Source organism: Kitasatospora sp. GP82 (genome assembly GCF_029892105.1).
Classification (GTDB): Bacteria; Actinomycetota; Actinomycetes; order Streptomycetales; family Streptomycetaceae; genus Kitasatospora.
Window position 1 is genome coordinate 109,697 of sequence record NZ_JARZAJ010000003.1, and the last position, 23,321, is coordinate 133,017.

Annotated in this window: 26 protein-coding genes and 2 tRNA genes; 1 reads left to right on the forward strand and 27 read right to left on the reverse strand. The window is 64.0% G+C overall.

Annotated elements, in window-relative coordinates; all coding sequences use genetic code 11:
* Positions 1-95 precede the first annotated feature (95 nt).
* The 18 genes from P3T39_RS03830 to P3T39_RS03915 form a co-directional block, all read right to left on the reverse strand.
* Entirely contained in the window at positions 96-701 is a 606-nt protein-coding gene (locus P3T39_RS03830) for an RNA ligase family protein (protein WP_280695858.1), read from the reverse strand.
* Between the two features lie 17 nt (positions 702-718).
* Positions 719-1,558, reverse strand: a complete 840-nt coding sequence (locus P3T39_RS03835) for a hypothetical protein (RefSeq protein WP_280695859.1) — start codon at positions 1,556-1,558, stop codon at positions 719-721.
* Between the two features lie 321 nt (positions 1,559-1,879).
* Positions 1,880-2,395, reverse strand: a complete 516-nt coding sequence (locus P3T39_RS03840; RefSeq protein ID WP_280695860.1) for a hypothetical protein — start codon at positions 2,393-2,395, stop codon at positions 1,880-1,882.
* A 76-nt stretch (positions 2,396-2,471) separates the two neighbouring features.
* A complete protein-coding gene (locus tag P3T39_RS03845; RefSeq protein ID WP_280695861.1) occupies positions 2,472-2,678 on the reverse strand; it encodes a hypothetical protein in 207 nt (68 codons plus the stop codon).
* A gap of 58 nt (positions 2,679-2,736) precedes the next feature.
* Positions 2,737-3,729: a hypothetical protein gene (locus tag P3T39_RS03850; RefSeq protein WP_280695862.1), complete on the reverse strand. Its 993-nt coding sequence runs from the start codon at positions 3,727-3,729 to the stop codon at positions 2,737-2,739.
* Positions 3,730-3,898: 169 nt separating this feature from the next.
* Positions 3,899-4,453, reverse strand: coding sequence for a hypothetical protein (locus tag P3T39_RS03855; protein WP_280695863.1), 555 nt, complete (start codon positions 4,451-4,453; stop codon positions 3,899-3,901).
* A 3-nt stretch (positions 4,454-4,456) separates the two neighbouring features.
* A complete protein-coding gene (locus P3T39_RS03860; protein ID WP_280695864.1) occupies positions 4,457-4,777 on the reverse strand; it encodes a hypothetical protein in 321 nt (106 codons plus the stop codon).
* A gap of 204 nt (positions 4,778-4,981) precedes the next feature.
* Positions 4,982-5,224: a hypothetical protein gene (locus P3T39_RS03865; protein ID WP_280695865.1), complete on the reverse strand. Its 243-nt coding sequence runs from the start codon at positions 5,222-5,224 to the stop codon at positions 4,982-4,984.
* A complete protein-coding gene (locus P3T39_RS37510; RefSeq protein WP_348532804.1) occupies positions 5,224-6,120 on the reverse strand; it encodes a GH25 family lysozyme in 897 nt (298 codons plus the stop codon). Before P3T39_RS37510 ends, P3T39_RS03865 begins: the two co-directional genes overlap by 1 nt.
* 14 nt (positions 6,121-6,134) lie before the next feature.
* Positions 6,135-6,674 carry a hypothetical protein gene (locus P3T39_RS03875; RefSeq protein ID WP_280695866.1) on the reverse strand — a complete coding sequence of 180 codons (540 nt, stop codon included), beginning with the start codon at positions 6,672-6,674 and terminating at the stop codon, positions 6,135-6,137.
* Positions 6,675-6,731: 57 nt separating this feature from the next.
* On the reverse strand, positions 6,732-9,620 hold the full coding sequence (locus P3T39_RS03880) for a hypothetical protein (protein WP_280695867.1): 2,889 nt from the start codon (positions 9,618-9,620) through the stop codon (positions 6,732-6,734).
* Between the two features lie 51 nt (positions 9,621-9,671).
* Entirely contained in the window at positions 9,672-12,116 is a 2,445-nt protein-coding gene (locus P3T39_RS03885; protein ID WP_280695868.1) for a phage tail tape measure protein, read from the reverse strand.
* 13 nt (positions 12,117-12,129) lie between these two features.
* The gene (locus P3T39_RS03890) at positions 12,130-12,621 is read right to left on the reverse strand and encodes a hypothetical protein (protein WP_280695869.1); all 492 of its coding nucleotides are present in this window, start codon (positions 12,619-12,621) and stop codon (positions 12,130-12,132) included.
* 195 nt (positions 12,622-12,816) lie between these two features.
* Positions 12,817-13,257: a hypothetical protein gene (locus P3T39_RS03895; RefSeq protein ID WP_280695870.1), complete on the reverse strand. Its 441-nt coding sequence runs from the start codon at positions 13,255-13,257 to the stop codon at positions 12,817-12,819.
* Positions 13,258-13,259: 2 nt separating this feature from the next.
* Entirely contained in the window at positions 13,260-14,231 is a 972-nt protein-coding gene (locus P3T39_RS03900) for a phage tail tube protein (protein WP_280695871.1), read from the reverse strand.
* Between the two features lie 3 nt (positions 14,232-14,234).
* Positions 14,235-14,405, reverse strand: a complete 171-nt coding sequence (locus P3T39_RS03905; protein ID WP_280695872.1) for a hypothetical protein — start codon at positions 14,403-14,405, stop codon at positions 14,235-14,237.
* Positions 14,406-14,440: 35 nt separating this feature from the next.
* Complete coding sequence (locus P3T39_RS03910) at positions 14,441-14,908, reverse strand: hypothetical protein (RefSeq protein ID WP_280695873.1); 468 nt, start codon at positions 14,906-14,908, stop codon at positions 14,441-14,443.
* Positions 14,908-15,495 (reverse strand): hypothetical protein, encoded by a 588-nt coding sequence (locus P3T39_RS03915; protein WP_280695874.1) that lies wholly within the window; start codon positions 15,493-15,495, stop codon positions 14,908-14,910. The genes P3T39_RS03910 and P3T39_RS03915 overlap by 1 nt, the downstream gene beginning before the upstream one ends.
* A 371-nt stretch (positions 15,496-15,866) precedes the next feature.
* Between P3T39_RS03915 and P3T39_RS03920 the strand changes: the two genes are divergently transcribed.
* Positions 15,867-16,235 carry a hypothetical protein gene (locus P3T39_RS03920; RefSeq protein ID WP_280695875.1) on the forward strand — a complete coding sequence of 123 codons (369 nt, stop codon included), beginning with the start codon at positions 15,867-15,869 and terminating at the stop codon, positions 16,233-16,235.
* A gap of 136 nt (positions 16,236-16,371) precedes the next feature.
* Here P3T39_RS03920 and P3T39_RS03925 read toward each other — a convergent pair whose 3' ends face one another.
* The 9 genes from P3T39_RS03925 to P3T39_RS03965 form a co-directional block, all read right to left on the reverse strand.
* Positions 16,372-17,712, reverse strand: coding sequence for a phage major capsid protein (locus P3T39_RS03925; protein ID WP_280695877.1), 1,341 nt, complete (start codon positions 17,710-17,712; stop codon positions 16,372-16,374).
* A gap of 43 nt (positions 17,713-17,755) precedes the next feature.
* Positions 17,756-18,457: an HK97 family phage prohead protease gene (locus tag P3T39_RS03930; protein WP_280695878.1), complete on the reverse strand. Its 702-nt coding sequence runs from the start codon at positions 18,455-18,457 to the stop codon at positions 17,756-17,758.
* Positions 18,457-19,701, reverse strand: coding sequence for a phage portal protein (locus P3T39_RS03935; protein WP_280695879.1), 1,245 nt, complete (start codon positions 19,699-19,701; stop codon positions 18,457-18,459). The genes P3T39_RS03930 and P3T39_RS03935 overlap by 1 nt, the downstream gene beginning before the upstream one ends.
* Positions 19,698-19,856 carry a DUF1056 family protein gene (locus P3T39_RS03940; protein WP_280695881.1) on the reverse strand — a complete coding sequence of 53 codons (159 nt, stop codon included), beginning with the start codon at positions 19,854-19,856 and terminating at the stop codon, positions 19,698-19,700. Before P3T39_RS03940 ends, P3T39_RS03935 begins: the two co-directional genes overlap by 4 nt.
* Positions 19,857-19,905: 49 nt before the next feature.
* Positions 19,906-21,423, reverse strand: coding sequence for a terminase large subunit (locus P3T39_RS03945; protein WP_280695882.1), 1,518 nt, complete (start codon positions 21,421-21,423; stop codon positions 19,906-19,908).
* Positions 21,420-21,881: a phage terminase small subunit P27 family gene (locus P3T39_RS03950; protein WP_280695883.1), complete on the reverse strand. Its 462-nt coding sequence runs from the start codon at positions 21,879-21,881 to the stop codon at positions 21,420-21,422. The genes P3T39_RS03945 and P3T39_RS03950 overlap by 4 nt, the downstream gene beginning before the upstream one ends.
* 229 nt (positions 21,882-22,110) lie before the next feature.
* A complete protein-coding gene (locus tag P3T39_RS03955) occupies positions 22,111-22,488 on the reverse strand; it encodes an HNH endonuclease (RefSeq protein ID WP_348534303.1) in 378 nt (125 codons plus the stop codon).
* 393 nt (positions 22,489-22,881) lie between these two features.
* A tRNA-OTHER gene (locus tag P3T39_RS03960) sits at positions 22,882-22,952 on the reverse strand.
* 57 nt (positions 22,953-23,009) lie between these two features.
* Positions 23,010-23,077, reverse strand: a tRNA-OTHER gene (locus P3T39_RS03965).
* Positions 23,078-23,321 lie beyond the last annotated feature (244 nt).

A 23,321-nucleotide genomic window follows, 5' to 3' on the forward strand; every position in this document is an offset into this window, starting at 1 on the left:
GTTAAGGCCAGGCATACATACCCCTTTCTGGGCATGGGAAGGGCCCCACCCCGGGAGTAGTCGGGGTGGGGTACCGCCCGAATTCGGGCGGTGGATTAGTTGGCCGGGCGGGTCTCCTTGGGCATCGCTACGGCGGCAGGGTTCTCCCACTTGCCAGCGTCGCTGTTGTCCAGCGTGACCTTGTAGACCTTCCTGGACTGGCTGTGCCAGACGCAGATGCCCTCGGGGTCACCGAAGCCCGGGACAGCCAGTGAGCCATGGGTCTTGAGGAAGGTAAGGCACGCACGGACCGGAGCGTCCGAGAACGGACCCTGGTACATGACTGGTACGGGCTGGACGTACACGCCGTCGATGACGGCCTTGGTGTCCTTGTGCCGGTCCACGTTGAACAGCGAGAAGGCGCGCTTGTCGGTGCCGTAGGTGCGCTGAATGCTGCGCCCCCACCACTCGCCGAAGTGGAGCCCGGGGCCGAGAAGTTCGATCAGCTCGGACGCATTGGCGTGAGCCCAGCGGGCAAAGCCGTAGTTGTCACTGTCCGGGGTGACGATGCGCTTCCGGGACTGGGCAGTGATGGAGTAGGTCCCCGGGAGGTCCGGGTTCTCCACGATGTGGAGTGCTGCGTTCGTCCCGTCGATCTTCTCGGTAATGCAGATCTCTCGGAACAGGCGTGGGGTCTTCGGCCACTCTACGAAGTCAACCATTTCTCTCCCTCGGGTAGTTAGCGCGCGCGCCGCTGAGTGCCGGTCACCAGCTTGGCCGTGGAGGCGGCCAGCTTCCGGCCGATCACGGTCTTGTTGGCCTCTCGGTCCCAGTTGAAGACATGCCGCAGGCTGAGAAAGAACTCGAACACGTCGGCGTCGATGCGGACCGGGTAGAAGGACCACTGATCCTCTGTGACGTGGAGGACGGCCGCCCCATCGAAGTGCGGCATAGGCGTGCTCGTTCCGTCCGGCGAGACGATCCGGTCAGCGTTGGCGTACGCGGCCATCTGTAGGGCCACCTCGGCGTGTACGTCCTTGGAGGTCTTCCAGTCGGCCATGATCAGCATGGGGCGGCCGGAGCGGTCCGGGGTCACCTGGTGTTCGTCGTCCACCCAGATTCTCAGGATGGCATCGAAGGACCCCGCGTATTCGTGTTCGTCGGACCAGGCCACGTCTTCCGCACGGACCAGCTCCGGGTTCACAGCGGCCAGGAACTCACGGAAGTGGCGGACGTGCGCCTGAATGTCCGGGTGGACGTGGCCGACGGCCTCACCACGGGCCAGCCGCTCGAAGGCGTCGTGAGCCATGGAGCCGATTTCAGCCCGAACCTTGGTGTACCTGCGGGACGCGCCCTTGAGGTAGTCAACGGCCCCCTGGCGGTCCCTCTCGGCCATCTGCTGAACGAACGGCAGGGAATCAACCGCCAGCTCTGCGGTCAGCTTCGCTGCCCAGAACGTGAGGAACGGCTTCGGCAACATGCCGATGACGGAGGTAACGCCCGGGACCTTGACGGCCGTGTCGTCCGGGTCGATGTAGAAGCGCGAGCCACCGCGCTGAATTGTGCGAACGCCAGCCATGCGGCGGGCCTCCCTCGGGTAGTCGGATCACTACCTCTCAAGGGGTGGGAGGGATTCCGGCCGTCGGCCCGGGGTCGGCATGACGGTATGACGAAGTGGAGGGCTGTTTAGGTTTCTCTTAGAGGTCTTATGGCTTATCCAGAAGAACAACTAGAACCGTCATACCGTCATGGGCACCGCCCCTCACCTGCGCTGATTACGCTCCGGAAGGCCGGCTGCCACGGTGCGTAACGGAAGCCCTGTACGGCCCTCTACGGGCACGACAAAGCCCCCGCCGGGCCAGGGGGCCAGACGGGGGCTCAGAGCGCCGATACGGGGCGGCTAGACCTTGTAAACGCACTCTTCCGGAGTGTGGTCGATTCCGCACCGAGAACAGTGGCGGTCCTCATCTCCGTGCTGGCACGCGGTGTGCGTCTCGCTCCCGCATTGAGCGCAGGGGACGACATGATCCTTGTCGTACTGCGGCGCTACCCCGAGCACGTGTCCACAGTGCTCCGAGTAGGTCATGGTGGGGGCGGGCTGCACATTGGCCCGCTCCCGCTCGTACGCCTCAGCCTGCCGCTTGGCGGCCTCGGTGCCAGGCTCATGCGGCCAGCCAGGGTTACTCTCCATGTCGGCCAGGCATGCGGTGGTGACCTCGGCCCGCTCCGAGGTCTCTGCGGCCTCAATCAGCCGCGCTGCCAATCGGCGCGCGTCGGCCGGTGACACATCCATTCGGAGCGGTCGGTCGTGGTCCCGCCCGTTCACCACCCACCCGGTAACAATCACGGGGTTGGTAGACGTGCCGTGCTCCGCACGGATGGTTCCGATCTTGAATTCGTATTCAGCCTTCGGCATGCCGTCCCTGCTCCTCTCCGAGGGCCCCGCCCGACCGGTTGGCCAGGCGGGGGCTGAACGAGCGGCTACGGGCCGCTCAGGGGCTTTCCTGGACCTCGTAGACGAAGCCCTTGTGTTCGATCGGTTCGCCAACCATGAGGCTGGCCACCGCTTCGTTCTCGTCGCCGGTCCAGCCGTTCGCCTTGGCCAGGATTAAGACCAGCCGGGCGGCCAACTCGGCCGTCTCGGCCGTCCGCTCCCCCAACACGCGGCCGTCGGGGCGGCGGGCAATCGCTCTGTACATGCTGTCCTCCATGCGGCTGAGCCCCCGCCCAAGTAGAGCAGGGGCCGTTACCGAGTCGTTACAGCTTGGCCTTGGCTACGGTGGCCTCCTCCAGCCACTTACTCATGGTCTCCTTGAGGAGCGCCACGTCATCTTCACCGAGCTGGCCAGCCATCTTGAGAGCGGCAGCGAACGCCTTCGTAGCCTTGCTGAGTTCTCCCATGGCCTTGTCGATCGGCGCGATGGTCGCGGCGTCCACGATGGCCCGAGCTTCGTCCTCGTCCATCTCGGCTTCCTCGCCAGCCTCCAGTGCCTTCTTGGCGGCAGCAAGCGCGCTCTTGGCCTGCGCCCTCTCGCGGGCCTTGTCGATCTCCGACTTGTCAGAGATCTTGCACTCCTTGCGGACGGCCTCCGTCGGCGACATGTCGGGGTTGCGCTCCAGCGCCTTGGCGAAGAAGTGCTGTGCCTCATCCGGGTTCTGGTCAAGCGCGGCCACGTAGTGGACAACGATGTGGGCGGTCTGAGTCCGGATGCTCTTCTTGTAGGAGTCCATGACTTCCTGGTTGAAGTTCCCCGCCTCCTTCATGGCGGCCTCAACCGTCTGGAACATGTCGCTGGACGCCTTCTTGGCCATGTCGGTGTCCGCCCGGAGGTCCGGAAGCTCGGTCTTCGGGTTGACGATCCGGCGGCGCATGTCCAGAAGGACGTTGCCAATCTCCTTGGCCACCTCGGAACCCTTGGCCAGCGAGGAAATACCCTCGCGAACCTTCGCGGCACCCATCTGGACCAGCTCGTCCAGGCCCTCAACGTCGTGGTAGCTGGCCGGGACGGTAACGGCCACCTCCGTGGACGGCTCGGGAGCGGGCTTGCTCTCGGCTGCCTTGCGCACCTGCGCCCGGAGCTTCGTGCGGTCCTTCGTCGGAAGCTGCTTGATCAGCGCTTCCGCCTCCTCCTTGAGCGGCGTGGTGTCCTCACCGGCGATGGCAACGGCGGTGATGCGCTCGATCAGCGCCGTAACCTCCTCGGTGAGCTTCGCCGGGTCGATGGTGTCGGTGTTCTGCTTGGCGGCCATGTGGATCTCCCCTGTCATGCTTGGCGGGTTGCCTCGCTGTTGATGCCAACAGTAGACCTGTCGGGGTGTCAGGTCAAACTTGCTGGTCAGCGGCGTGTTGCCACCGCCCGAATTCGGGCGGTGTACGCAGAGAGCCCCCTACCGCCGGTTTGGCAGTAGGGGGCTCTGGTCAGAGTAGGTCCACACGGTCCCAAAGGTCTTGCAGGGAACCGAAGTTGAACAGGGTTGCGTCTGCTTGGTAGTCGTCTAGCTCGGTCTCGCTGACGTGCTGCGGGCCGGTCAACTCCCCACCGTGCGGGGGACGTTGAACACGGATGATCCGGAAACCTAGGCGCTTGAGTGCGGCGGCCTCATTGCGGTACCGGCAGTCAGTGACCACGACCGGCCCGGGGGCGGACTCGATCCGGGCCACGGCCTGACGAATCCAAAACTCGGGGTCCAGGTCGCGCACGCCTTGGCCCATGTGTTGCAACACGCGCCGCACTTCCGGGACTTCGGCCTTAGCACGCTCCCAACCGGAGTAGCCGACCACTTCGGAGAGTCGTTCCTCCGTGGCCTCGTGCCCATCGTGAGACACGTACGTGTACACGATGGGGTCCAGCTTGAGAGCGGCCTCTTTCAGCGGGTCGGCGAACGCCACGCGGGCATACCCGCACTGGTCCACCAGCCGAGCAGCAGCAGAGTCCTTACCGCTGCGCGCCCGACCGATGAAAGCGATGTGCACCGGCTAGCCGCCAACCGGCGGGATGGGAGCCTGAGCCACGGCGGACGAAGGGACGCCGACCGTGGCAGCCGGGATGTTCGCCAGCTTGGTGACCTCGGAAGCCACGGCCTTGACGGCAGAGGCGCTGACGATCTTCTCGGCCTCATGCTCGACCGTGGGGACGACGTGGCGGGCCAGGTAGCCAGCACCGAAGGTAACGGCAGCCGCAATGGTCGAGTCGATCAGACCCTGAATGTCGTTCGGGACCTGGCCGTGAAAGACGTACGGACCGAGGATGTTGCACACCATCGTGGTACCAGCGGCGGCCACCGTGGCGGCGGTCACCTTGCCGGAAATTGGACCGAAGCTCACTCGGGCTCCCTTTCGGTGAGTGCGCGGAACTCGCGCACGATGAGGCGCTTAAGGTGCCAGTGGTGCCAGGCCCAAATTGGGCCGGACCACATAACCTGCGCAATTAGGTTCGGGTAGATCTGTGGCCACTCAGTGACCCACCATTTCACTATCAAAGGGGTGGGAGGAATTCCTTCCTTACTTGATGTAGCTGGCCACGGCGGCCACGGTGGCGACTACCCCCGAAAGGGTGGCCACTGGGACGCCGTACTTCCAGCGCTCCACGCCACGCAGGCGGGACTCATGGTCGGCCAGCGTGCCCGCCACGGTCTTCTGATCCTGCGCCAGCGAGCGCACGTCATCGCGGACGCCTACAACCACCTCGTAGATTTCCTTGGCGGTGATGGTGACCACTCCAATTTCGTTCTGTGCCTCGGACATTAGGCCACCACCTCAAAACCGTGGCGCTGGCCGAGCAGTGCGAGCGAGGCATGACCAGGGATGCCGTTGGCCGACGCTCCAGTGTAGCCACAGCGACGCTGCCACTCGGCGTACGCGGCCACGCTGGTGGAGCCGAACGAACCGTCATAGCCGTACTGCGCCGCAAGCAGTCCTTCCGCGACAAGGGCGGCCTCAACCGGCCGCACATCGTCCGGGTGGGACTGGTAGCCCTGCGCTGCGCCAGGGTCGGTGCGGGCGGCCTCAACCACATGATTGAGGGAAACCTGCGGGCGGGCCGGAGCGGGAGCGGGGGCCGGAGCGGGGGCCGGAGCGGGGGCCGGAGCGATCTCGCCAGCCCACGCGCGAAGCTCACCGATGGAGCCGAAGCGGGCCACGTTGCGGTCAATGCCGCCGGTCCAACTGTACTGATGGAAGACCCACGGGAAGCTGATGTTCGGCCGACCGGCGGGGGCGTTCGGGTCAGCGATCCACAGACCATCCCCCGCGTAGCTCTCGGTGTCCACGTTCCGCCAGAAGTCGCGGTTGCAGTAGAGAACAACCTTGAGGTCCGGGCGGAGCGCCTTGACGGACTTCATGAATGCGTCCCGGTCGGCCTGGCTCACGCCGCTGGCCTCCCAGTCGTACGCCAGAATCTCCCCCTGGCGCACGTCTACGCGATTGAGGAAGTGCTGCACCTGAGCGTCGGCGTTGCCCGGGTGCGCGAAGTGGTAGTGGCCGACCACCAGGCCAGCGTTGCGCGCGGTGGCAAGCTGTGCCGAGTACTTGGGATTCACGTAGCCGGTACCCTCGGTGGCCTTGACAAAGGCGAAGGAGAGCCCCGACACGTCAAAGTCGGACGGCTGGTAGCTGGAAACGTCTACACCAAAGAGAGACAAGGAAGTTCCTTCCGTTACGCGTGTGAGAAGCGCACATAGAGGACGCTTCGGATGCCGCTGTTCATGGACGTGTTTTGTGCCGCGCCGGTCCCCTGCCAGCCCACGAGCTGAACGTAGTCACCTACGTTGAGGTAGTAGTCCCGCGTCGGGAGAGCCGCCCAGCCTTCGAAGTTGCCATCACAGCCAAATGCGTAGCCCGTGCCCGCCAAAGCCTGGCTGCCGTTAATCCACACACCCACGGCGCGCAGACTTCCGTTTACCGGCACCATCGCGAAGCCACCAGCGATGGTGTACCAGCCAGCAACCTGCACGGTATACCGGGAGTTGTTAACTGTGTTGCTGTGGCCGCCGTACGTGTCAACGATGGTCGAGTCCAAAGAAATAGTCCACCACGATGTGTTCGCGATGGACTGCGCGGTTGCCTGCGTGCCGACGAACACCGGCGGGTTGAGCAGGAAGGTAAGGCCGTTGTAGACGTTGGCGTTCCACAGCGCGCCAGTGATGAAGTTGCCCGGGGAGGCTTGCGCCGGATTGGGCACGGGAAGATTGGTCATGAGTCCTCACATGTGGCCAGCACAGGGCCACCGCCCGAATTCGGGCGGTGACTCCGGCTAGTAGGAGAATGCGGCGCTGTCGAACTTGTCGCTGGTGTCGTACTTGGTTGGGTCCGTCACACCCGAGGGCAACGCCTCGCAGACAACGGCCCCGGCAGGGTGGGCCTTGGTGGACGCCGTGGTCATCACGATGTTTCCGTAAGTCCAGCTACCGGGGGTGGTGGCCGTCACGTAGTCCACGGTGAACGTTTCGGCATTGGAGGTGCCCGGTTCGATGGTGATCTGTGAACCGTGTCCGACGATTGCAGCGAGCGCCTGCGAGTTGTCGCCGTTCATCGGACCGACCGGGAAGCCGGACGTTCCTATCGGCTGCGTGGTCGAGCCGTAGATAGTCGTCCGGAATGCGCCGAATAGCCCGTATGGGGTCGGGTCCACCGGGGAGCACTGGAGGGTGACGAACGCTTCGTTCTGGTCGTCAAGGTCCCACTGGATATGCTCAACGAAGCAATCCACCTGAATGGGTGGGGCCCCGAACGGCCGCCGCATGATGCGGACGCGCATGTTCAGCTCAAGCGAGAGGCAGACAGGCCACAGCGCCGGATTCGCCGACGGGTGCAGCTTGATTGACTGAACGCGCGTGAGCGGGTTCTTGTATCGAGAGAGGAAGTAGTTCGCGGCATCCTGGCACTCGGCATCGCTCGTGCTGTTCACCGTGCGGGACATGGTTCGCGGGAAGTAGTCGTTCTGCGAAGTAGTGTCTGCGGCCGTGAAGTTCTGGCCATTCGCCTGAGTCGAGTTGGCAGGCTGCGTCACCGTGACTTGATTGGCCAGGTGGGTTGAGTCGAAATCCAACTCGACTTCGTCATACGGCCACTCCCCCGCGCCCGTGTTCTCACCGAAGGTGTAGACCGGGCTTGTGTTGTTGTAGCGGGTGCCACGACCACGGAACACGATCGTTCCAGCGCTGTTGATGTAGTGAAGGCCGTTCTCGGTCTCCACCACGCTGGCCAGCGCCGAGAGGGCATCCTGTCCGGCCACGCTGGCGGGCCCCATGCTCGTAGTCTGGCCGGTGCCAATATCGGATGCGCCGGTATAGCCAGCCCAGCGCAGGATGCGCGCGTACCGCTGGTCGGTCGAATCTCCCTGCGCTTGGCTCTTCCACGCGGAATACAGATTGGTCACATCGTTGGAGAAGAAGAAGCCCGAGAACTCAGCGGCGTACGCAATGTCGCCCTGGTAGTTAAAGGCAGTGCCGTTGCCCGTGCTCGGGTCCACCCACCCGCCCACGCTGTCCGAAATCAGCCCGGTCGGGTTGGTCGATGCCGAATAGCCAGACCAGTAGTCGATCAGGCCACCGTCACATGCGACGCCAAACCCGGTAGTACCCGAGTACGAGATGATCCCGAGGTGCCAGTTTCCGTCACAGACGTTCACGTGCCCGTTGTGTCCGGACACCTGCGCGCCGGTCGGGCCCTGGACCGTTGCGTAGAGCTGGCTGGAGCTGTTGATGCCGATCTCGATCCGAGATCCACCACCGCCACCCTGTGGGCCAAAGGCCGTCCACAGAACCGCATTTCCGGTAGACGGGACGGGGCCCGTGTACCGGAAGGCGATAATGCGCGTCCACGCCGCAGGGTCCTTCGGACCCTTCACGCCACCGGCCGAAAGGCTGACGAACGACGCCGCGCCAATGTAGTTGGTCCCCGGATTGGCATTGGCGACCGTGACAACGGTGTTGGTGGACATGAACGTCCCGCCAGCACTGGAGGATTGAATCTTGTTGCCCGCCGTTACCGAGCCTGCGCCGTAGGCGGACACACCGATACTGGCCGGTCCATAGTTGCCGGTAGCGTCAGCGAAATACGAAGTCCCCTGCGGGTCGCCGAGCGTGTAAATGAAATTCGGCGTATGGCTGTAAATCTCCTGCGTCAGCGGGTCTCGGAGCTGGCGCTGAGAGAGAAGCGCGAAGGAGTCCACAACCGTCGGGTCAACGACGCCGTACGTCCCTCCGAAGTCCCACTTAGACGGCCAGCGCTCCACGAAACCCGAGTAGAGCGGGTACGTGATGCCCGGGACGGTGAAGGCCGTTGCAGTGGAGCCCTTTTCGAGCTGGAGAGCGTCCGCCTGGAGACTCACGGCCGAGGCGGGAGACGTGGCCGTGAGGGCGACACCAGCAACGATGCCGTACACGCCGCCGGAGGTCGGGGCGGTAGCCGTGAAGGTTACCTGAGTCCATGCGGCCGAAGTCGAGCCCGCCAGAGTGGAATTGGAGCCTACAACGTAGGTGCCAGTGAGGTTACCGGCGCTTCCTCCATTCCACCCGTACCACTCGAAGAACGGGGCCACGGTCAGCGACGCGGAGGCCGTGACGTTCCGAACCCGCGCCTGGAAGGTGTATGTCTGCCCGGGAACCACCGAGCCGTTCAGCGCATAGAAGATGCGCGCATTGTAGACCGGTGAGGCCGAGGTGTTGGCAGGGATGTTGAACTGGAGGACATTGGAGCCCTGGAAGGCCGAACCACTGGCCACCACACTGCCGTTATTGCTGTCGGTGGACGAGGAAATCCAGAGCGACGGATTCTGACTGTTCATCGTGCCGAGCGTCGCGGCCACGTCGCCACCGGTCGCGGCCCCCTGAGTCAGCATGTTCTGAGTCGGTGGGTACTGCACACGGACACGGAGAGGCGTGTAGGGCTTAATTCGGCCGTTCCATGGGCTTGCCGCGTTCATCGGGTCAAGCTGGCCATCGTTGTTCGCAAAGCGGGCGGACATGGTGCCAGCCTGAACCTGGTCAGTCTCGTACTGGCGGCCACGCCCAACGCCCACCTTGCCCATGGTGCGCCCGGTCAGCGCGGTGTACGCCCAGCCTGGCGCACTGCCCCCGCTCGCGTTCCATACGGGCCCCCATGCGTAATCCAGTACGGGCCAGTTGGGGTTAAGTGCCATGGGTCCTCCGAGGGGGCCACCGCCCGAATTCGGGCAGTGGTCCCCCTACTGTTAGCGCCGGTAAGGCTGGTAGGTGTTCGGGTTGCGCGCGCCGTTCTGGCCCATCACGCGCTGAATGGTGTCCGTGAGGTCCCGGTCTGAGAGGACAGAGCCGTTCACGGTCACGTTGACGACCGTTGCGCCGCCTGCGCCTGCGCCGTTGCCGAACGTCGTGCTTCCCCCGCCAGCGAAGGCGGGCTCAAGGCTGCCGATCGAACCGAACTGGCCGGAGAGGCCACCGGCCATGTTGCGGGCGGCCGTGGTGGCCACTCCCGCGTGCTGGTCGATGCCGGACGCGACACCGTGAGAGATCCACTGGCCGACTTCGTCAGCGAACACGCGCGAGGGTGAGTTGATGCCGAGGAAGGACTTCACGTCGTCCAGGGCACCCTTGGCAATGCGCGTCAGCGATCGGCCGATTGCTCCGGCTGCACCTTCGATGCCGTTTACGATGCCGTTGATAATGTCCGAGCCGACGTTGACCACCAGGTCCCACAGATTCCCGCCGAGGTCAGACAGGAACCGCCAGATATCACCGAATGCCTGAGTGATCAGGTGCCAGATATCCCCGAGGGCACGCCCCCAATGGCCGGTGATCAGGTCCAGGCCCACCTTGATGATGTTTTCGACAAAGTGGATTCCGAAGGTGACTACGTCCTTGATCACGTCCCATGCCAGTTTCAGGATGCCGACCACGGCGTCCCAAATTGCTTTCAGCGTGTCGGCGAGTAGCTGGAATCCGACCTTAAGCCAGTCCCAGATGTTTTCGGCCGTAATCTTGATCTGCTCCCAGATCAGTTTCCACGCCGCGTGGATCTCGCCGTTGTAGTCGTGCCAGAACTTCATGAACTCGCGGACCCGGTCGAGAATCCACTTGATCACGTTGTCTTCGAACCACTTCGCGATTACGTGCACGGCCTTCATCGTGCCGTCGAAAATCGCGTGGAAGGCAGCCAGCGAACCGGCCCAGACGGTCCGGAAGAGATTCGCCACAAACGGGATGTGCTGCTCTATCCAGCCCCAAACCTGCTTCCAGTGGGTCAGCAAATACACGAGACCTGCGGCCAGCGCCATGACGCCGACAACTACCCATGTCACCGGGTTGGCCAGCAGGGCCGCTGTGAAGGTCCACGCAGCTGCCGCAGCCGCAGCGAGGCCCACCACCAGGATGCCGCCGATAGCGCCAGCCAGGACCGCCATAGCGGTCTTGTGTCGGGTCATCCACGTGACACCCTCGGAGAGCCACCCAATGAACCGCGTGGCGTACGGCAGGATCTTCTGACCGATAGCGATTCCTACGGCCTCCAGGGCCCCCTTGGCTTCGGCCAGCTTCTGGTTGAAGGTGCCTTGGACTGCTGACCAGCCTTCAACGTTGTTGCCACCCTCCTTGACGTGCTCGCCAATGATTTTGACGTTGTCCTTGAAGGTGTCCATGTGCTGACCGGTGAGCTGTAGCGCGCCCATCATGGACTTGGTGCCACCGACCATCGTTGCCAGCGAGCCAATATAGGTCTGCTCGGAAGGCTTGAGGTTCGCCAGTGCCTTCTGAAACTCGGTGGTGTTGCTCGAAGCCTTCCGCAGGGTCTCAATCATGACCGTGCCAGAGGGCCCCATCTTGGCCTGGATTGCGTCGGTAAGCTCGGTCAGCGTGGCTGCTAGGCCCTTGCTTCCGAGATCCTGTGCCACCTGCGTAGCGTTCAGGCCCAGCCCGCGCATCTCCTGAGCGGCCTTGGCCGACGGGTTGGAGAGCTGACCAATCGTCTGCCGCAGGTAGGTTGCTGCCACGTCGGCAGAGGTGCCCTGGCTGGTCATGGTGGCCATTGCGCCGAGCACTTCATTAAGGCCCACGTGCGCCGCGCTGGCCACGGGCAGGATGCTGGCCATGCTCCCGGCCAGGGCCTCCATGTTGGTCTTGCCCTGGCCCTCGGTGGCCACCAGCGCGTTCATGACTGACGTGGTGTCCTTGGCCTTGAGGCCGTACGCGTTCATGGCCGTGGTCACGGCGTCCGTGACCGTGCCTAGCTCGGCAGCGCCGACCTTGGCACCCATGGCGCTGACCTTGAGTACGTCCAGGGCATCCTTGCCGTGATAACCGGCGGACTCCACCATGTAGAGACCCTTGGTCAACTGCTCGGTGGACTGGCCGACTTGGCCAGCCATGGAGAGTACGCCGTCCCCCACCATCTTCATGTTGGAAGCGGACTCACCAGCGCCAGTCTGAACGCGAGTCATGGCCGTCTGGAAGTTGGCAGCCATCTCGGTTGTCTTGACGGCCGCACCGACGGCCGCAGCACCAATGCCGATCAGCGCTGCCTGCGAGACAGCACCGAACTTAGAGAGCGAACCGCCTCCTTCGGCCTCAACCTGCTTAATGCCGGAAATGACACCGGCCTTGGTCGCCATAAACCCGGTTGCGTTGCCGAGGAATTCGATAAAGACCGGGGGCAGAGCACCCATGCGGCATTACCCCCTATTTCTTGGTCTTTGTGGCCTTAGCCCACGCAATTTCCCAAACGGCCGGCATCTTGGGCTCGGCCTTTTTCACACCCGGTTTGAAGTACGGATATGTGCCTTCGACCTTGCCCTTATAGATGTTCTGAGGACCGCCCTTACCACCGGCCATTACGACGCCGGAGTAATTCCCGATCCCCTTCTTGCGCGGTCGCTTGCTCGCGCGAATGGAGCCGGAAAGGCTGCCGGTGAACTTGCCGGGGCCGCCGGTCTTCTTGGCCACGTGGGGGTTTAGGTCCAGATTCACGGCCTCGCCGGTACGACTGGACGCGCCACGGTGGTCCCAGCGAGGGCGGCCACGCATCCCGCCCTTAATGGACCGCTTGGTCAGCGCCTGGACGCTCTTAAGCGCCTTCTTGGTGGCCTTGTCCACGTCGCGCTGTATCCGGTCGAGTTCAAGCTTGGTGGCCTCGCCACCCTTGATCAGTCCCCCGACCCAATCGTCAGCCATTTTGCGCGGCCTCCTTGTTTCGGCGCGCACGCTCCACGGCGTCGTCAACGGCTAGAAGCCAATCGAGCTTGACGGCGGATTCGCTTTCGAGATCAGACGGGCGGCAGTGCAGCATTGTGCAGAGTCGCCACGCCCGGTACTCATCTAGCGGGAGGTCTCCCGCGTCGTGCTCAAACATCCCCTCAAGCTGCTGGCTTAGGCGGCGGAGGGCTCGGTAGGGGAAGCGGCGTCAGTGGTCGGCTCGAAGTTGGGCATCAGTTCCTTGAGGAACGGCGCGCACACCTCTCGGAGCTGGTCCACATCCTTGGTCGGGAGATCCTGGACACGGTCCACGTCTACCGGGAATTCATAGGTCCAGCCCCGGACAACGGCCACGATCAGGAAGTCATTCAGCGACTCCAGAAGGTCGAACGCCTCGCCCATGCCCGCAGCAATGCTTAGCTGCTGCTCGGTGGTGAGAGAACCGCCGGACACCTTCTGTGCGGCCTCCGCTTCCTGGACGGCAGCGACGAAGGTAGGGAGCGCGGCCAGCTTGGACTGAATGCGCTTGATGGGGCGACGCTGGCGCTCGGTAATGTCGGCCACGTCGCGAAGGGTGGCCACAGCGCCGGAAGTCAGGGTGACGGTCTGAGTCATGGTTACTTGTACGTTCCGCTCGGGTTGGCGTTCTGGAGGGTGACCTTGACGGGGCTGTAGCCGTTGGACGCGCCCACGTCGGTAGTGTTGGCAATCGCGGTGAATGCGACCGGAAGCTCTACGAAGTCCTTGCCACGCGTAATGTCAGCGGTCTGGTAGATGACCTGCGACATGTGAAGCTTGACCTGCTGGAGGGCAGCGCCCGAACCGGTCTGGAAGTTCACGTCAAGTGCAACGCCAGTGCTGCTCAGGTAGTTGGTTATCTGCGTCTCGTCCTCCATCACAAGCGTGAGCTTGCCGGAGACGCTGACCGGGCCCGCGAACAGCGCATGCGGGGCCTGCGTTCCGTCCACGGTGTCGATGACGGAAACGGGCCGCTTGATGGTGATATTGCCGTCCAGCGCCGTGAGGTTCGCCGAGCCACCGATAGACACAGCGCCAATCCACGCCGCGAGCGGCTGGAGGTTCGAGAATGCCGGAGTTGGGGCCGTGGTCGTGACAGACGGAAGGCCAACGGCCTTGGCTGAGTAAGTGAGTAGACCATCAGCCGAGAACTTGAGGTCCACCTCACTGAACTTGCAGCCGGGGTACTGGCGCACGTTCTGGCTGTAGTTGTCGGTGATGGTGTAGCTCGGGGGCTGGCCGTCAGCCGAGTTGTAAACGGCCATGGCGTGCGTGTACGGGGCGGTGGCACCGGTCACGGTCACATCGCCGAGCACGCCAGCCAACGGGAAGCCGATGGTGTCGGCGAACACGTCGCCCGAGAAGTCAAAAGTCGTGTGCTTGGTAAGCTGAACCTCACCGTAGGTCTCTACCATGCTGCCGCGAAGACCCTTGTCCTGCGCCAGCTTGATAACGTCCTTGGGGGTCGGCGGACTCACCGGAATGAAGGCGGTAGCGGCGACCGGAGTTCCCCAAGTGGCTTCCTTGGCGATACCGATTACCGTCTGTGCTGTGGGGCGAATGCCAGTCATGCGTTACATCCCCTCCAGGGGCAGGGTCTCGTGAACGGTCGGGACGGCCCCGGGAGTCGGCTCCCAGCGGGCATCCGGGGCGGCGTCCAGCTCGGCCACCAGGCCGGGCGTCGCGTGGACCCCAAGGGACGGGTAATACAGGTCGGTTTCACCCGTGTACGTGAAGGCAGGCATGCGCCACTCCCTCCACCGCCCGAATTCGGGCGGTGCTAGATGCGGTTGAAGCACTCAATTTCCAGCTCAGCCGTGACGCGTCGGCCCATGTGCCCGGGGTCCTCCTCGGGCTCGATATCGCAACCGGCCGGGTGGGAAATGAGGACCAGCCCGCCGAGTGAGGGATCATTACGGACGATGGCGCAAATTGCGTCACAGATGGCGCTACAGCGCTCATAGGCGTACTGCGGGTCGTCTCCACCCCGGAATACGTCAACGGTGATGGTGACCGTGTAACGCTCGCTGAGCCAGCCAGCGCCACCCCCGCCCACCAGGGTCATAGGGTCCATCTTGTTGTGCGTCTTGCCGATGGCCACAATGTCGTCCGGCTGGCCGGGGCCCGGGGCGTCGTAACAGACGAGAATGCCCGCCGTGGGGTCGCTCGGGTCGGCCGTGAGTTGTGCCGCGCACTGGTCGTGAAGGTACTTGCGCGCCTTCGGCGGGGTCATGGTGGGAATGGTCATTAGGCGATCCCTGGCGCTCGGCGGAACGGGGCCCACAGCTCAACTACGCGGTCCGGCAGGGCAAAACCCATAGAGACGCCCATGGCCTCTCCGTCCATGCCAGCGTTGCCGAACTTCGGCCGTCCGCCCTGCTGCGTCTGCTGCCACAGGTGGCGGATCAACTCCAGCGCACCAAGACGCACCGTGAAGGGAATCTGACCCGAACGTCCGGCCGTGTAGACCAACTTGACGTTTTTGGAGCCGACGGCGAACTGAGCGGGGCCGCCACCGAAGGTACGGCGGGTGATCTGCCCGGACTGGTAATCGACCGTGAACGCAAACGCGTTCATCTGCGTGCCAAGTGCCTGCTCAGTGAGCGCGAAGCCTGACAAGCCGTAATACTCGGTGCAGCTCTGGACGCTGGCCAGCGGGAGCCAGTCCGGGCTGATGGTCGTGACTCCCCCGTTGAAAAACTCTGTGTGCTGCTCCGGGAGGAAGGGCCCGCACACATCGCGCGCGAGGTCGGCAGCCGACAGGATGAAGCTCTGTAGTTCGTCGTCCTGCGTTGTGTCCGCCGGACGGATGTTGAGGTGCTTCTTGACCGACACCAGGTCTACGAACTGCTCGACACCGAGAGGCCGAACCGTGAACTGGTCTTCGTAGGCCCACCCGACATTCGTCCCCGTGGCCGTCCAGCGGACCAGCCAGACACCGGAAGTCGCGACGGATGAGACAACCCCCGTGTAGACCCCTGAACCCACGCTAGCGGTCGCTGGAGTGGTCGTGTGGCCCGTTGGGTCAGTGACCGTGAGAACGACCGCCAGAGACCCCGTGGAGACGTTCCCCGAGTCGTCCAGAACGGCGGGAGAGGTCAGCCCTACGTCCTGGCCCGTGTAGTACAGGACTTGAGCCATGCGTCCCCCTATCGGTAGCGGCGGTGGTGCCGGTGGCTTGAGGTCCGGCGATGGTGCCCGCTGGCATGCCTGCGGTGGTGCTGCGCCGCGCGGTGGTGGTGCGCCGCTTTACGGTGCTTGGCATGGTGGCGAGCATGGCTGTTGTGATGCCGGTGCACGTGCGTGCGGTGCTTCCGGTGATGCCGGAGCGTGTGGCGATGCGCGGACTTCCGGCGGTGCTTCGCAAGGTGTTTTGCGTGCCGCTGGACGTGTCGCTTGTGCGTCAAGTGCCGCTTGTGCGTCAGGTGGTGGCGCTTGACCTTGTGCGCCGCATGGTGGCGCGTCGCCTTGAGTCGCCTCAACGGCTTGAGGTGCCGGAGGCCCTTGGAACGGTGGCGAGCGTGGCTAGCGTGGCGCTTCGCGTTGCGTCGGTGCGCGCTCTTCGCTCGCCGTAGGTGGTGCTGCGCACTGTGCTTGCGCTGGTGTGCGTGCGGCCGGTGGCCGGTGTGAGTCTTGCGTGCGCGCTGCAAGTGCCGGTGGAGGTGCCCGTATTGGGTGATCAATGCGGACACCTCCACTCGGCGGGTCAGGCTAGAACGAAGGTGCGGTCAGGCCGGTCCCGTTGATGGTGCTGATGGACTTCGGGTACCGGGCCGCCTGGAACGACATGTAGTTGTAGAGCCGGACGAAAACCGAAAGCTGGTTGGCGAACGTCTGGGCGAAGGCTTCCGCCTTGACGTTGCCCTCCCACAGGATCAGATCCGCCATGCGGGCGACAATGATCACGTCCTGGTTGGTGCCAGCACCAAGGTTGGTCGGGATCGTGGCGTCCACGTAGACCGGCAGACCCATGATGTGGCCCACGTAGCCCTGCGAGGCCACCGCGCCAGCGTTCGCCATGGCGTTCATGGGGCCAGCAGTGTCCGGGACCACCAGCGGGCGGTTCTGGCCGTCCAGCGAGGCGAGGCACCACGCCCACCGCGAGGGGTGCATGATGATGGTGTCCGGCGGCAGGTATCGGTTGGTGTGCACGGACTGAATCGCACCGGCAAGCTTGCTGTAGAGCAGGCCCAGAGTCGGCGACGCGGACGTGAACGTAATGGCGTTGGTACCCGCCAGGGTCAGGAGACCGGTCGGCTGGCCGTTGGAGCCAGTGCCGGACAGGACAAGCTGGTTGAGCTGAACGGCATAGGCGGCAGCGAGGTCCGACAGGATCACGTCGTCAATGTTCAGTGGGCTCTGCTCAATGAGCTGGAGAGACACCGTCTGACCACCGGCCACGGTGGTGATGCCGGAGTTGACCGAAGTGGTCGTCAGGTCGGTCTGCTGGACGCCAGTGTTCTGCGTCTGCTGAGTGGCCACCTGAGTACCGGTGTTGATCTTCGGAATGTTGATGCTGTCGGTGCCGGGCGGCAGCGGGAAAGTCGGGGTCAGGTTCGCAGTGATCCGACCCGGGCGGGCCAGCTTGACGAATTGGTCCTCCAGCCAGCGAGGCGGGACGAACTCACCACCAGCGCCGTTCACGGTGGTAAGCGCACGGGCCTCCAGTGCTCGGCCCCGGTCGTTGCGGACCAGCCGGTCCATGGCGTCGCGGTCGCCCTTGTTGCGGGCCATGTGGAGGTCACGGAAGTACGACCGGCCACCGAGACCGGAACGGTAGATCTCGGGCTCAGTGACCTGGAAGCCAGACGGGGACGGCGCGTATCGCTTCGCCATCTCGGCGGCAGCGTCGTCCGCCCGAATCTGCTCGTCCAGCTCCTTGGCACGCGCGTCCAGCTCGCGAACCTCGGTCTCCAGGGCATCGAAGGTGCTCGACTCGGTCTCGGAGAGGCCCCGAGACTCGCCCTTGGCGGCGTCCAGAAGCTTAGTCAGCTCCTCATTCTTGGCGGAACGCTTGGCCAGAATGTCGGCCACGGCTTCGCGCTTGTTCATGCACTTCTCCTTGAGAGAGCACCGCCCGAATTCGGGCGGTGGATTAGATGTTCAGCGCGCGAAGGCGTGCGCTGTAGAGGGAGAGGTCAGCGGCACGAGCCGCCTCGGGGGCAGGGGCCGCTTCGGCCTCCAGCTCCTCCAGGTACCGGCGCAGGCGGTCAGTGGGAACGGAGCGAAGGAACGCGTCCATATCCCGGCCTCGCATAGTCGCGCCAGCGGTAGCTGGGTTTGCGCCGTAGTTCACGGCGCTTACGTCGCCCTTGTTGAGGTCAACTTCCGTGATATCGCGCTGAGTCCAGTCCGGTGACCATTCCTGAGCGGTGACGCGGAATCCGAAACTCATCTCGTCTACGTCGCCGCGCTCCATGGCCACCTGGAGGTCCAGGACCGACGGAGAGCGCGGGTCAAGGTCGGCCTCAACGTGGAGGCCGGTGGAGTCCTCAGCGAGGCGGAGAGTGCCGCTCTTGGTCCGTGCGAGCGTGAGCCCGCCGTGATTGACGACGAACGGCACATCGGCCCCTGCGGCCAGGGTGCGCGCGAAGGCACCCCGACGAACTACCTCGCTGTAGTCGCCGAGCCAATCGCTCATTTCGTATGGCGACTCAGTGACGGAGGCATAGCCGGTGAAGCGCAGAGTCTTACCGCCAAAACCGTCGTCCAGCGCCCGAAGCTCAATGCCCTGGTAGGCAGCGCTGCGGGTCTCAACTACGTTCTGGCGCTCTGCGCGTGCGGAAAGATCATTCATTACAAAACCGCCCCTAGTGCGTCCGCCTTGGGAGCGGAGGACGACGCCTCGGTGTCCTTCATTGGCTTGACGTTGGAATTGAGCGGGGCTGCGATGTCGTCGCCACCCTCAACGGGGCCGTAGTTCTCAAGCGCCCGAATTTCGTTGGTCGTGAGGATGGCAGCGGAGCGGGCAGCGCCGTAGACGGCGTAACGGCCAGCGGTGTCCGTGCGGAGAAGCGCGTCAGCGTTGAACTTCGCGGTGTGCGGGCGGGCCAGCATGGCCGACCACGCGTCCTCAATCCGACCGAGCCACGGGGACAGCGTGTAGGCAAGGAATCCGATTCCCTGCTGTTCAATACCGGTACCCCACGATGTGGTTTTGTCCACCTGGCCGAGCATGTGCGGAGGAATTCCGAACAACATTGCCATGTCCAGGTTCTGCGCGGCACGCGTACCGAGGAATTGGGCATCGTCCGGGGTCACGGAAATGGGTTTCCACTCAGCGCCACCCGAAAGCACGCCGACCGTATGGGAATTGCTCAGCCCGCCATGCGAGGCGGTAAACGATTCCTTGAGGCCGCGCGCACGTTCCTTGTCCAGGTCGCCAGGCACGTGAATGATGCCGGACATATGCGCGCCCTGCCCGAAGAAGCGGGCCCCGAACTCCTCGGCGGCCAGCCCGAGGCCGATAGCCTGCTTGGCATGCGTGATGACGCTGATACCGGTTGGGGATTCCGGATAGGTCATCCCCATGATGTGGACCACATCGAATGCGTCCACCGGAACCCGGTCAATCTTGTATTCGCGCTCGCCCTTGTCGTTGAACTGACAGTCCACGCGGTCCGGATGGAGCACGCGCAGGCGGTTAGGGCGGTTCAAATGGTCGCGCGAAAGCACGAGACAGTACGCGTTGCCACGCAGCAGCAGAGACACCATGATCTGAGAGATGCCGAGACGACGCGTCGGCATTCGGGTGTCGTTCGCACCGCCGAACGGGTCGGCGACCACCAGCGGCGGCGGTTCGATGGTCTTCCGAATCGCGCCATCCGTGCGGACGGCATCGAAGGGAAGATTAGCCACGGCGTCCGAAAGAATGCGCACACAGGCAGACACGGCAATGAGCTGCATTGCAGTGTCCTCGGTGACCGGCACGCCAGAGGCGGCCACAGCCGCGAGGCTGCCGTTCGACGGGATAGCCCAAGGGTCACCACCGCCGGATGGTGCGTAGAGACGCTTCTCTACCGCCCGACGGAAGATGCTCACCGGTCAATCACCCACCCAATCAGGATCAGGGCGACGCCGAGCAGTAGCACGCCAGCGGCCACGTTCCACGACCAGACAGCGCCAACGACACAGCCGATACCGGCCACGTCGGAGACTTCGGACAGCACGCGGCGTGTGATGCGTATGTGATTCACACGTCCTCCTACGTGCAGGGGACCACTGCCCGAATTCGGGCGGTGGGGTCTATAGGTCGCTCCATGACCAGAACTGCGCCTCCGGCGCGCGCTCGGGCTCTTGGCAAGCACGGTCAAGGCCCATGACGGCCGCAACGGCTAGGTCAATCTTTCGGGGAGAGCCCTTGGCATCCTTGGAGAGGCGGGAGCCGCGCGAATCGGTGCGAATGACAGCGTTTCCGATGTGGCGGGCCAGCCTGCGATCACCGGAATGCGTGTGAGAGCGGTTCATGACGCTCTCATAAAAGCGCTGTGTGGCCGGAACCATGCGCGTGGGGCTCTGCGGGAACTCGACCACGGGCAAGCCCTCGGATTCGAGCACCTGGTAGGAGCGGGCCCAGCGGAAAGGGTCACATACGATTTCGCGAACCTGCCAGCGGCGGCATGCCTTACGGATTTCGTCCTCAACGTCGATGATCGGGACGGCCCAGTCATTGCCGGTTCCGGTGGGCTTTTCCCACGCGGCCACAACGTCGATGTGGGGCTTATCGTCCTCGTGCTGAGGGCAGGAAACGACCACCAGGGCCGTTGAGTCGTTGTTGAATGAGCCGTCAAACGACAGCACGACTTCGGAACCGTCCGGGATGGTCACGGACTGGTCTTCGCAGCCTTCCCAAGAGCCAGCTGGAAGCCACGCCTGCGCGGTGGAAGTCCACTGGTTGAGGCGCTTCGTCCGAAATTCGTTCTCGGGAGTACGCAACACCGCCGCTTCGAAGTCTTCGGCGGCCACAATGTCGCCGTAACCGGGGTTAGCGGCCTCCCAGACAGCGGGGTCGGTGTGGTCTGCGCCTTCCGGCGCGCCCCACCATTCGCAGTAGAACGACGGGTCTACGACCTCCCCGCTGGCTACGCGCTCGGCGTACTGGTACATGCCGTAACACAGGGAGTCCTGGCCGGTGGAATCCGACTTCACGCCAGCCGTGGTAATGCCGACCATCAGCGGCTCTGCGCGGGCACCCGTGGAGAGGGCCATAACATCCCACATCGCGCGGTTTGGCTGCGCGTGGACCTCATCGAACATAACGAGCGTGGCCGATAGGCCCTCTTTCGAGAACGCTTCGGCCGAGAGCACGCGGTAGACACTGCCGGTGGCAGGGAATTCGATGGCGTCGCGGTAGACGTTGAACATGCCGGAAAACTCCGGCTGTAGGTCGATCATCTTCTTGGCGGTGCCGAAGACAATCCGAGCCTGCTCCTTGTCGGCAGCGCAGGAATAGACCTCGCCGCCATGCGGACCAAAGGCGAGGCCGTACAGCGCGATGCCTGCGCCGAGTGCGCTCTTGCCGTTCTTGCGAGGCATGCCTATGAGGGCCTGGCGGTGCTTGTACCGGCCGTCCGCGCGTCGCGCGAACAGTCGGCCCAGCATGTCGCCCTGCCAGGGCCGGAGGACCATCGGGCCGCCCGTGGGGCCACCAACGGAATCCTTGGTGATCTTGAGGAACTGAGAGAAGGAACCGAAGTCCGGTCCGTCCCCCCGCTCGATCTCCGCCAGGCTCACCGGAGTGACGAACAGAGGCTTGGGGGTCAATTCGTCACCCTTCCAGCACGGTCGGCGAGCATCTGTTCAAAGGCGGACCGGGCCTTGACCTCAGCGAGGCCCATACGCGTCCGGTCCGCTGGCGTGAGGCCGAGCGAAGCGGCTACGCGGTTCATCTGGACCTCAAGCGTGGACAGCATGGCGACCACGGGGTTTGCCACAAGGTGGCCGTCCCCTGGACGCTCGATCAGAAGGCCATACTCGGTAACGGCGGCCATCATGAGCGCGCGCCGGTCGGCCATCTCGCACAGCATCGTGAGCGTGTGGCGATCCGACGGAGCCAACCAAGCCTTGGTGGTGGCCGTGACGGCCCCCCACAGCTCTATACCGGCCTCCGAGAGGCCCGGTGGGGTGTCGGCCCCGGTAGCCGGTAGCGGCGTCACAGAGGCCAGCTCAGGCAGCGAGCGCTTGCCAGGGTTACCGAGCTTGCGCTTCTTCTCGTTTGGCATTGGGGGCGGGCCTGGCATGCGCACGCCTCCTTTTATGCACGCTCTGAGCTTCCTTGATCAACAAAAACCGACCCGCTAACCTGCGGCCGTGCGCGCGGGCATGGGGGCCGGGTCCGGAAGACGATCATGCATAGACATTCACCCACCCCCCTACCCCCGCATATATATGCAAGAGTCACACTTAGTAGCGGCCAAGCCGTTGAGGTGACGGTAGGTAGGGCGGCCAGCGCTAGGCTCTGTTGTCTCGCTTCCGACCGTTGCAAGCTCGGCAGAGGACTTGAGTGTTCTCTCTGGTATCAGTACCACCGAGAGCCTTTGGGATTACATGGTCCACAGTGAGGTCAGAGGACGAGTGCGCAGGCACTCTGTATCCAGGACACCACTCACCATAAATAGACCGGTGGCCCTCCAGCACAGCGCGTGATAGACGCTGCCAGGCAGAGCCGTAACCACGCTTGGTGGCGCTACCGCGCTGCCTATCGCGCATTGCCTGGTACTCGGCTTGGTGGAGGTCACATCTAGAAGGGTTGGAAGTGAGCTTCCCGCAGACCAAGCATGGTCGCCTAGGCACTCCAGCCAACCGGCATAGTCGGCGACGTACCGGCATTGATTGACTGCGGCGCTGGCGCAGGCTCAGGCGTGCAGTTGCATGCGGTCACCGGAGCGGTGCACGTGGAGGCATGAACAAGCGAAGCCTGCGCAAGCGAGATAGCGTGAGTCACGCACGCGAACAGCGCCGTAGTGGTGACGCTGGCGGTAGGCATGGGGCCAAAGACAGGCGGCGGCAGTGACGGATCAGCTAGTGCAGTGAGCCGGTCTCGGCGGTCCTGCTCGGCGGCAGTGATGCTGACCATCTCGGCGACCGTAGGGCGACGGACCCACTGGACAACGGCGGCAGCACCGCACGAAGTGCAAGCGGACACGGATGGTCACCATCCTTCGTTTTTGAACGCAAAGAAGCCACCGCCCGAATTCGGGCGGTGGTCGTGGAGGGAGACTAGGGCCCTGGCCGGATTTGAACCGACATTGCCACCGGGAGGGGTGGAGTGCTAGCCATTTGCACCACAGGGCGACTCGCTGGTGACCGATGGCCATCGGGTGCAGCGAGACAGGGGAGCTACCCCACAGGGGTTCCGCCCGGATTCGAACCGGGGTTACCCGCGCTCGCGGGCGGCCTGCCGTTAGCCGACGGAACCGAGACCCGCGCGCTCGAAACCGGGACGAGAGAGGGCGTCAACCGGGAGCCGCGCGGGAGTCTTGTATGCGCCGCACCGACACTCAGACCGCCCATTGTGCGGAGGGGTGCGCGGTAGTCGGTGGGGCGCTACCTATAAAGGGGTGGGAGGAATTCCTGCGGGGAGGGCCGCCGGAGGGCCGCATGACGGTATGACGTTCGGGGATGCCGTTTCGGTTTCTCTTATAGATGTTATGTGGAATCAC

Excerpts from the sequence above, each read along its gene's own strand:
- P3T39_RS03890 (WP_280695869.1), bottom strand. The coding sequence starts at position 12,621 with ATGGCTGACGATTGGGTCGGGGGACTGATCAAGGGTGGCGAGGCCACC.
- P3T39_RS03895 (WP_280695870.1), bottom strand. The coding sequence starts at position 13,257 with ATGACTCAGACCGTCACCCTGACTTCCGGCGCTGTGGCCACCCTTCGC.
- P3T39_RS03845 (WP_280695861.1), bottom strand. The coding sequence starts at position 2,678 with ATGTACAGAGCGATTGCCCGCCGCCCCGACGGCCGCGTGTTGGGGGAG.
- P3T39_RS03920 (WP_280695875.1), top strand. The coding sequence starts at position 15,867 with ATGCCTGCGGTGGTGCTGCGCCGCGCGGTGGTGGTGCGCCGCTTTACG.
- P3T39_RS03910 (WP_280695873.1), bottom strand. The coding sequence starts at position 14,908 with ATGACCATTCCCACCATGACCCCGCCGAAGGCGCGCAAGTACCTTCAC.
- P3T39_RS03885 (WP_280695868.1), bottom strand. The coding sequence starts at position 12,116 with ATGGGTGCTCTGCCCCCGGTCTTTATCGAATTCCTCGGCAACGCAACC.
- P3T39_RS03880 (WP_280695867.1), bottom strand. The coding sequence starts at position 9,620 with ATGGCACTTAACCCCAACTGGCCCGTACTGGATTACGCATGGGGGCCC.
- P3T39_RS03865 (WP_280695865.1), bottom strand. The coding sequence starts at position 5,224 with ATGTCCGAGGCACAGAACGAAATTGGAGTGGTCACCATCACCGCCAAG.
- P3T39_RS03900 (WP_280695871.1), bottom strand. The coding sequence starts at position 14,231 with ATGACTGGCATTCGCCCCACAGCACAGACGGTAATCGGTATCGCCAAG.
- P3T39_RS03925 (WP_280695877.1), bottom strand. The coding sequence starts at position 17,712 with ATGAACAAGCGCGAAGCCGTGGCCGACATTCTGGCCAAGCGTTCCGCC.
- P3T39_RS03830 (WP_280695858.1), bottom strand. The coding sequence starts at position 701 with ATGGTTGACTTCGTAGAGTGGCCGAAGACCCCACGCCTGTTCCGAGAG.
- P3T39_RS03850 (WP_280695862.1), bottom strand. The coding sequence starts at position 3,729 with ATGGCCGCCAAGCAGAACACCGACACCATCGACCCGGCGAAGCTCACC.
- P3T39_RS03905 (WP_280695872.1), bottom strand. The coding sequence starts at position 14,405 with ATGCCTGCCTTCACGTACACGGGTGAAACCGACCTGTATTACCCGTCC.
- P3T39_RS03930 (WP_280695878.1), bottom strand. The coding sequence starts at position 18,457 with ATGAATGATCTTTCCGCACGCGCAGAGCGCCAGAACGTAGTTGAGACC.
- P3T39_RS03955 (WP_348534303.1), bottom strand. The coding sequence starts at position 22,488 with ATGCCGGTACGTCGCCGACTATGCCGGTTGGCTGGAGTGCCTAGGCGA.
- P3T39_RS03840 (WP_280695860.1), bottom strand. The coding sequence starts at position 2,395 with ATGCCGAAGGCTGAATACGAATTCAAGATCGGAACCATCCGTGCGGAG.
- P3T39_RS03875 (WP_280695866.1), bottom strand. The coding sequence starts at position 6,674 with ATGACCAATCTTCCCGTGCCCAATCCGGCGCAAGCCTCCCCGGGCAAC.
- P3T39_RS03835 (WP_280695859.1), bottom strand. The coding sequence starts at position 1,558 with ATGGCTGGCGTTCGCACAATTCAGCGCGGTGGCTCGCGCTTCTACATC.
- P3T39_RS03950 (WP_280695883.1), bottom strand. The coding sequence starts at position 21,881 with ATGCCAAACGAGAAGAAGCGCAAGCTCGGTAACCCTGGCAAGCGCTCG.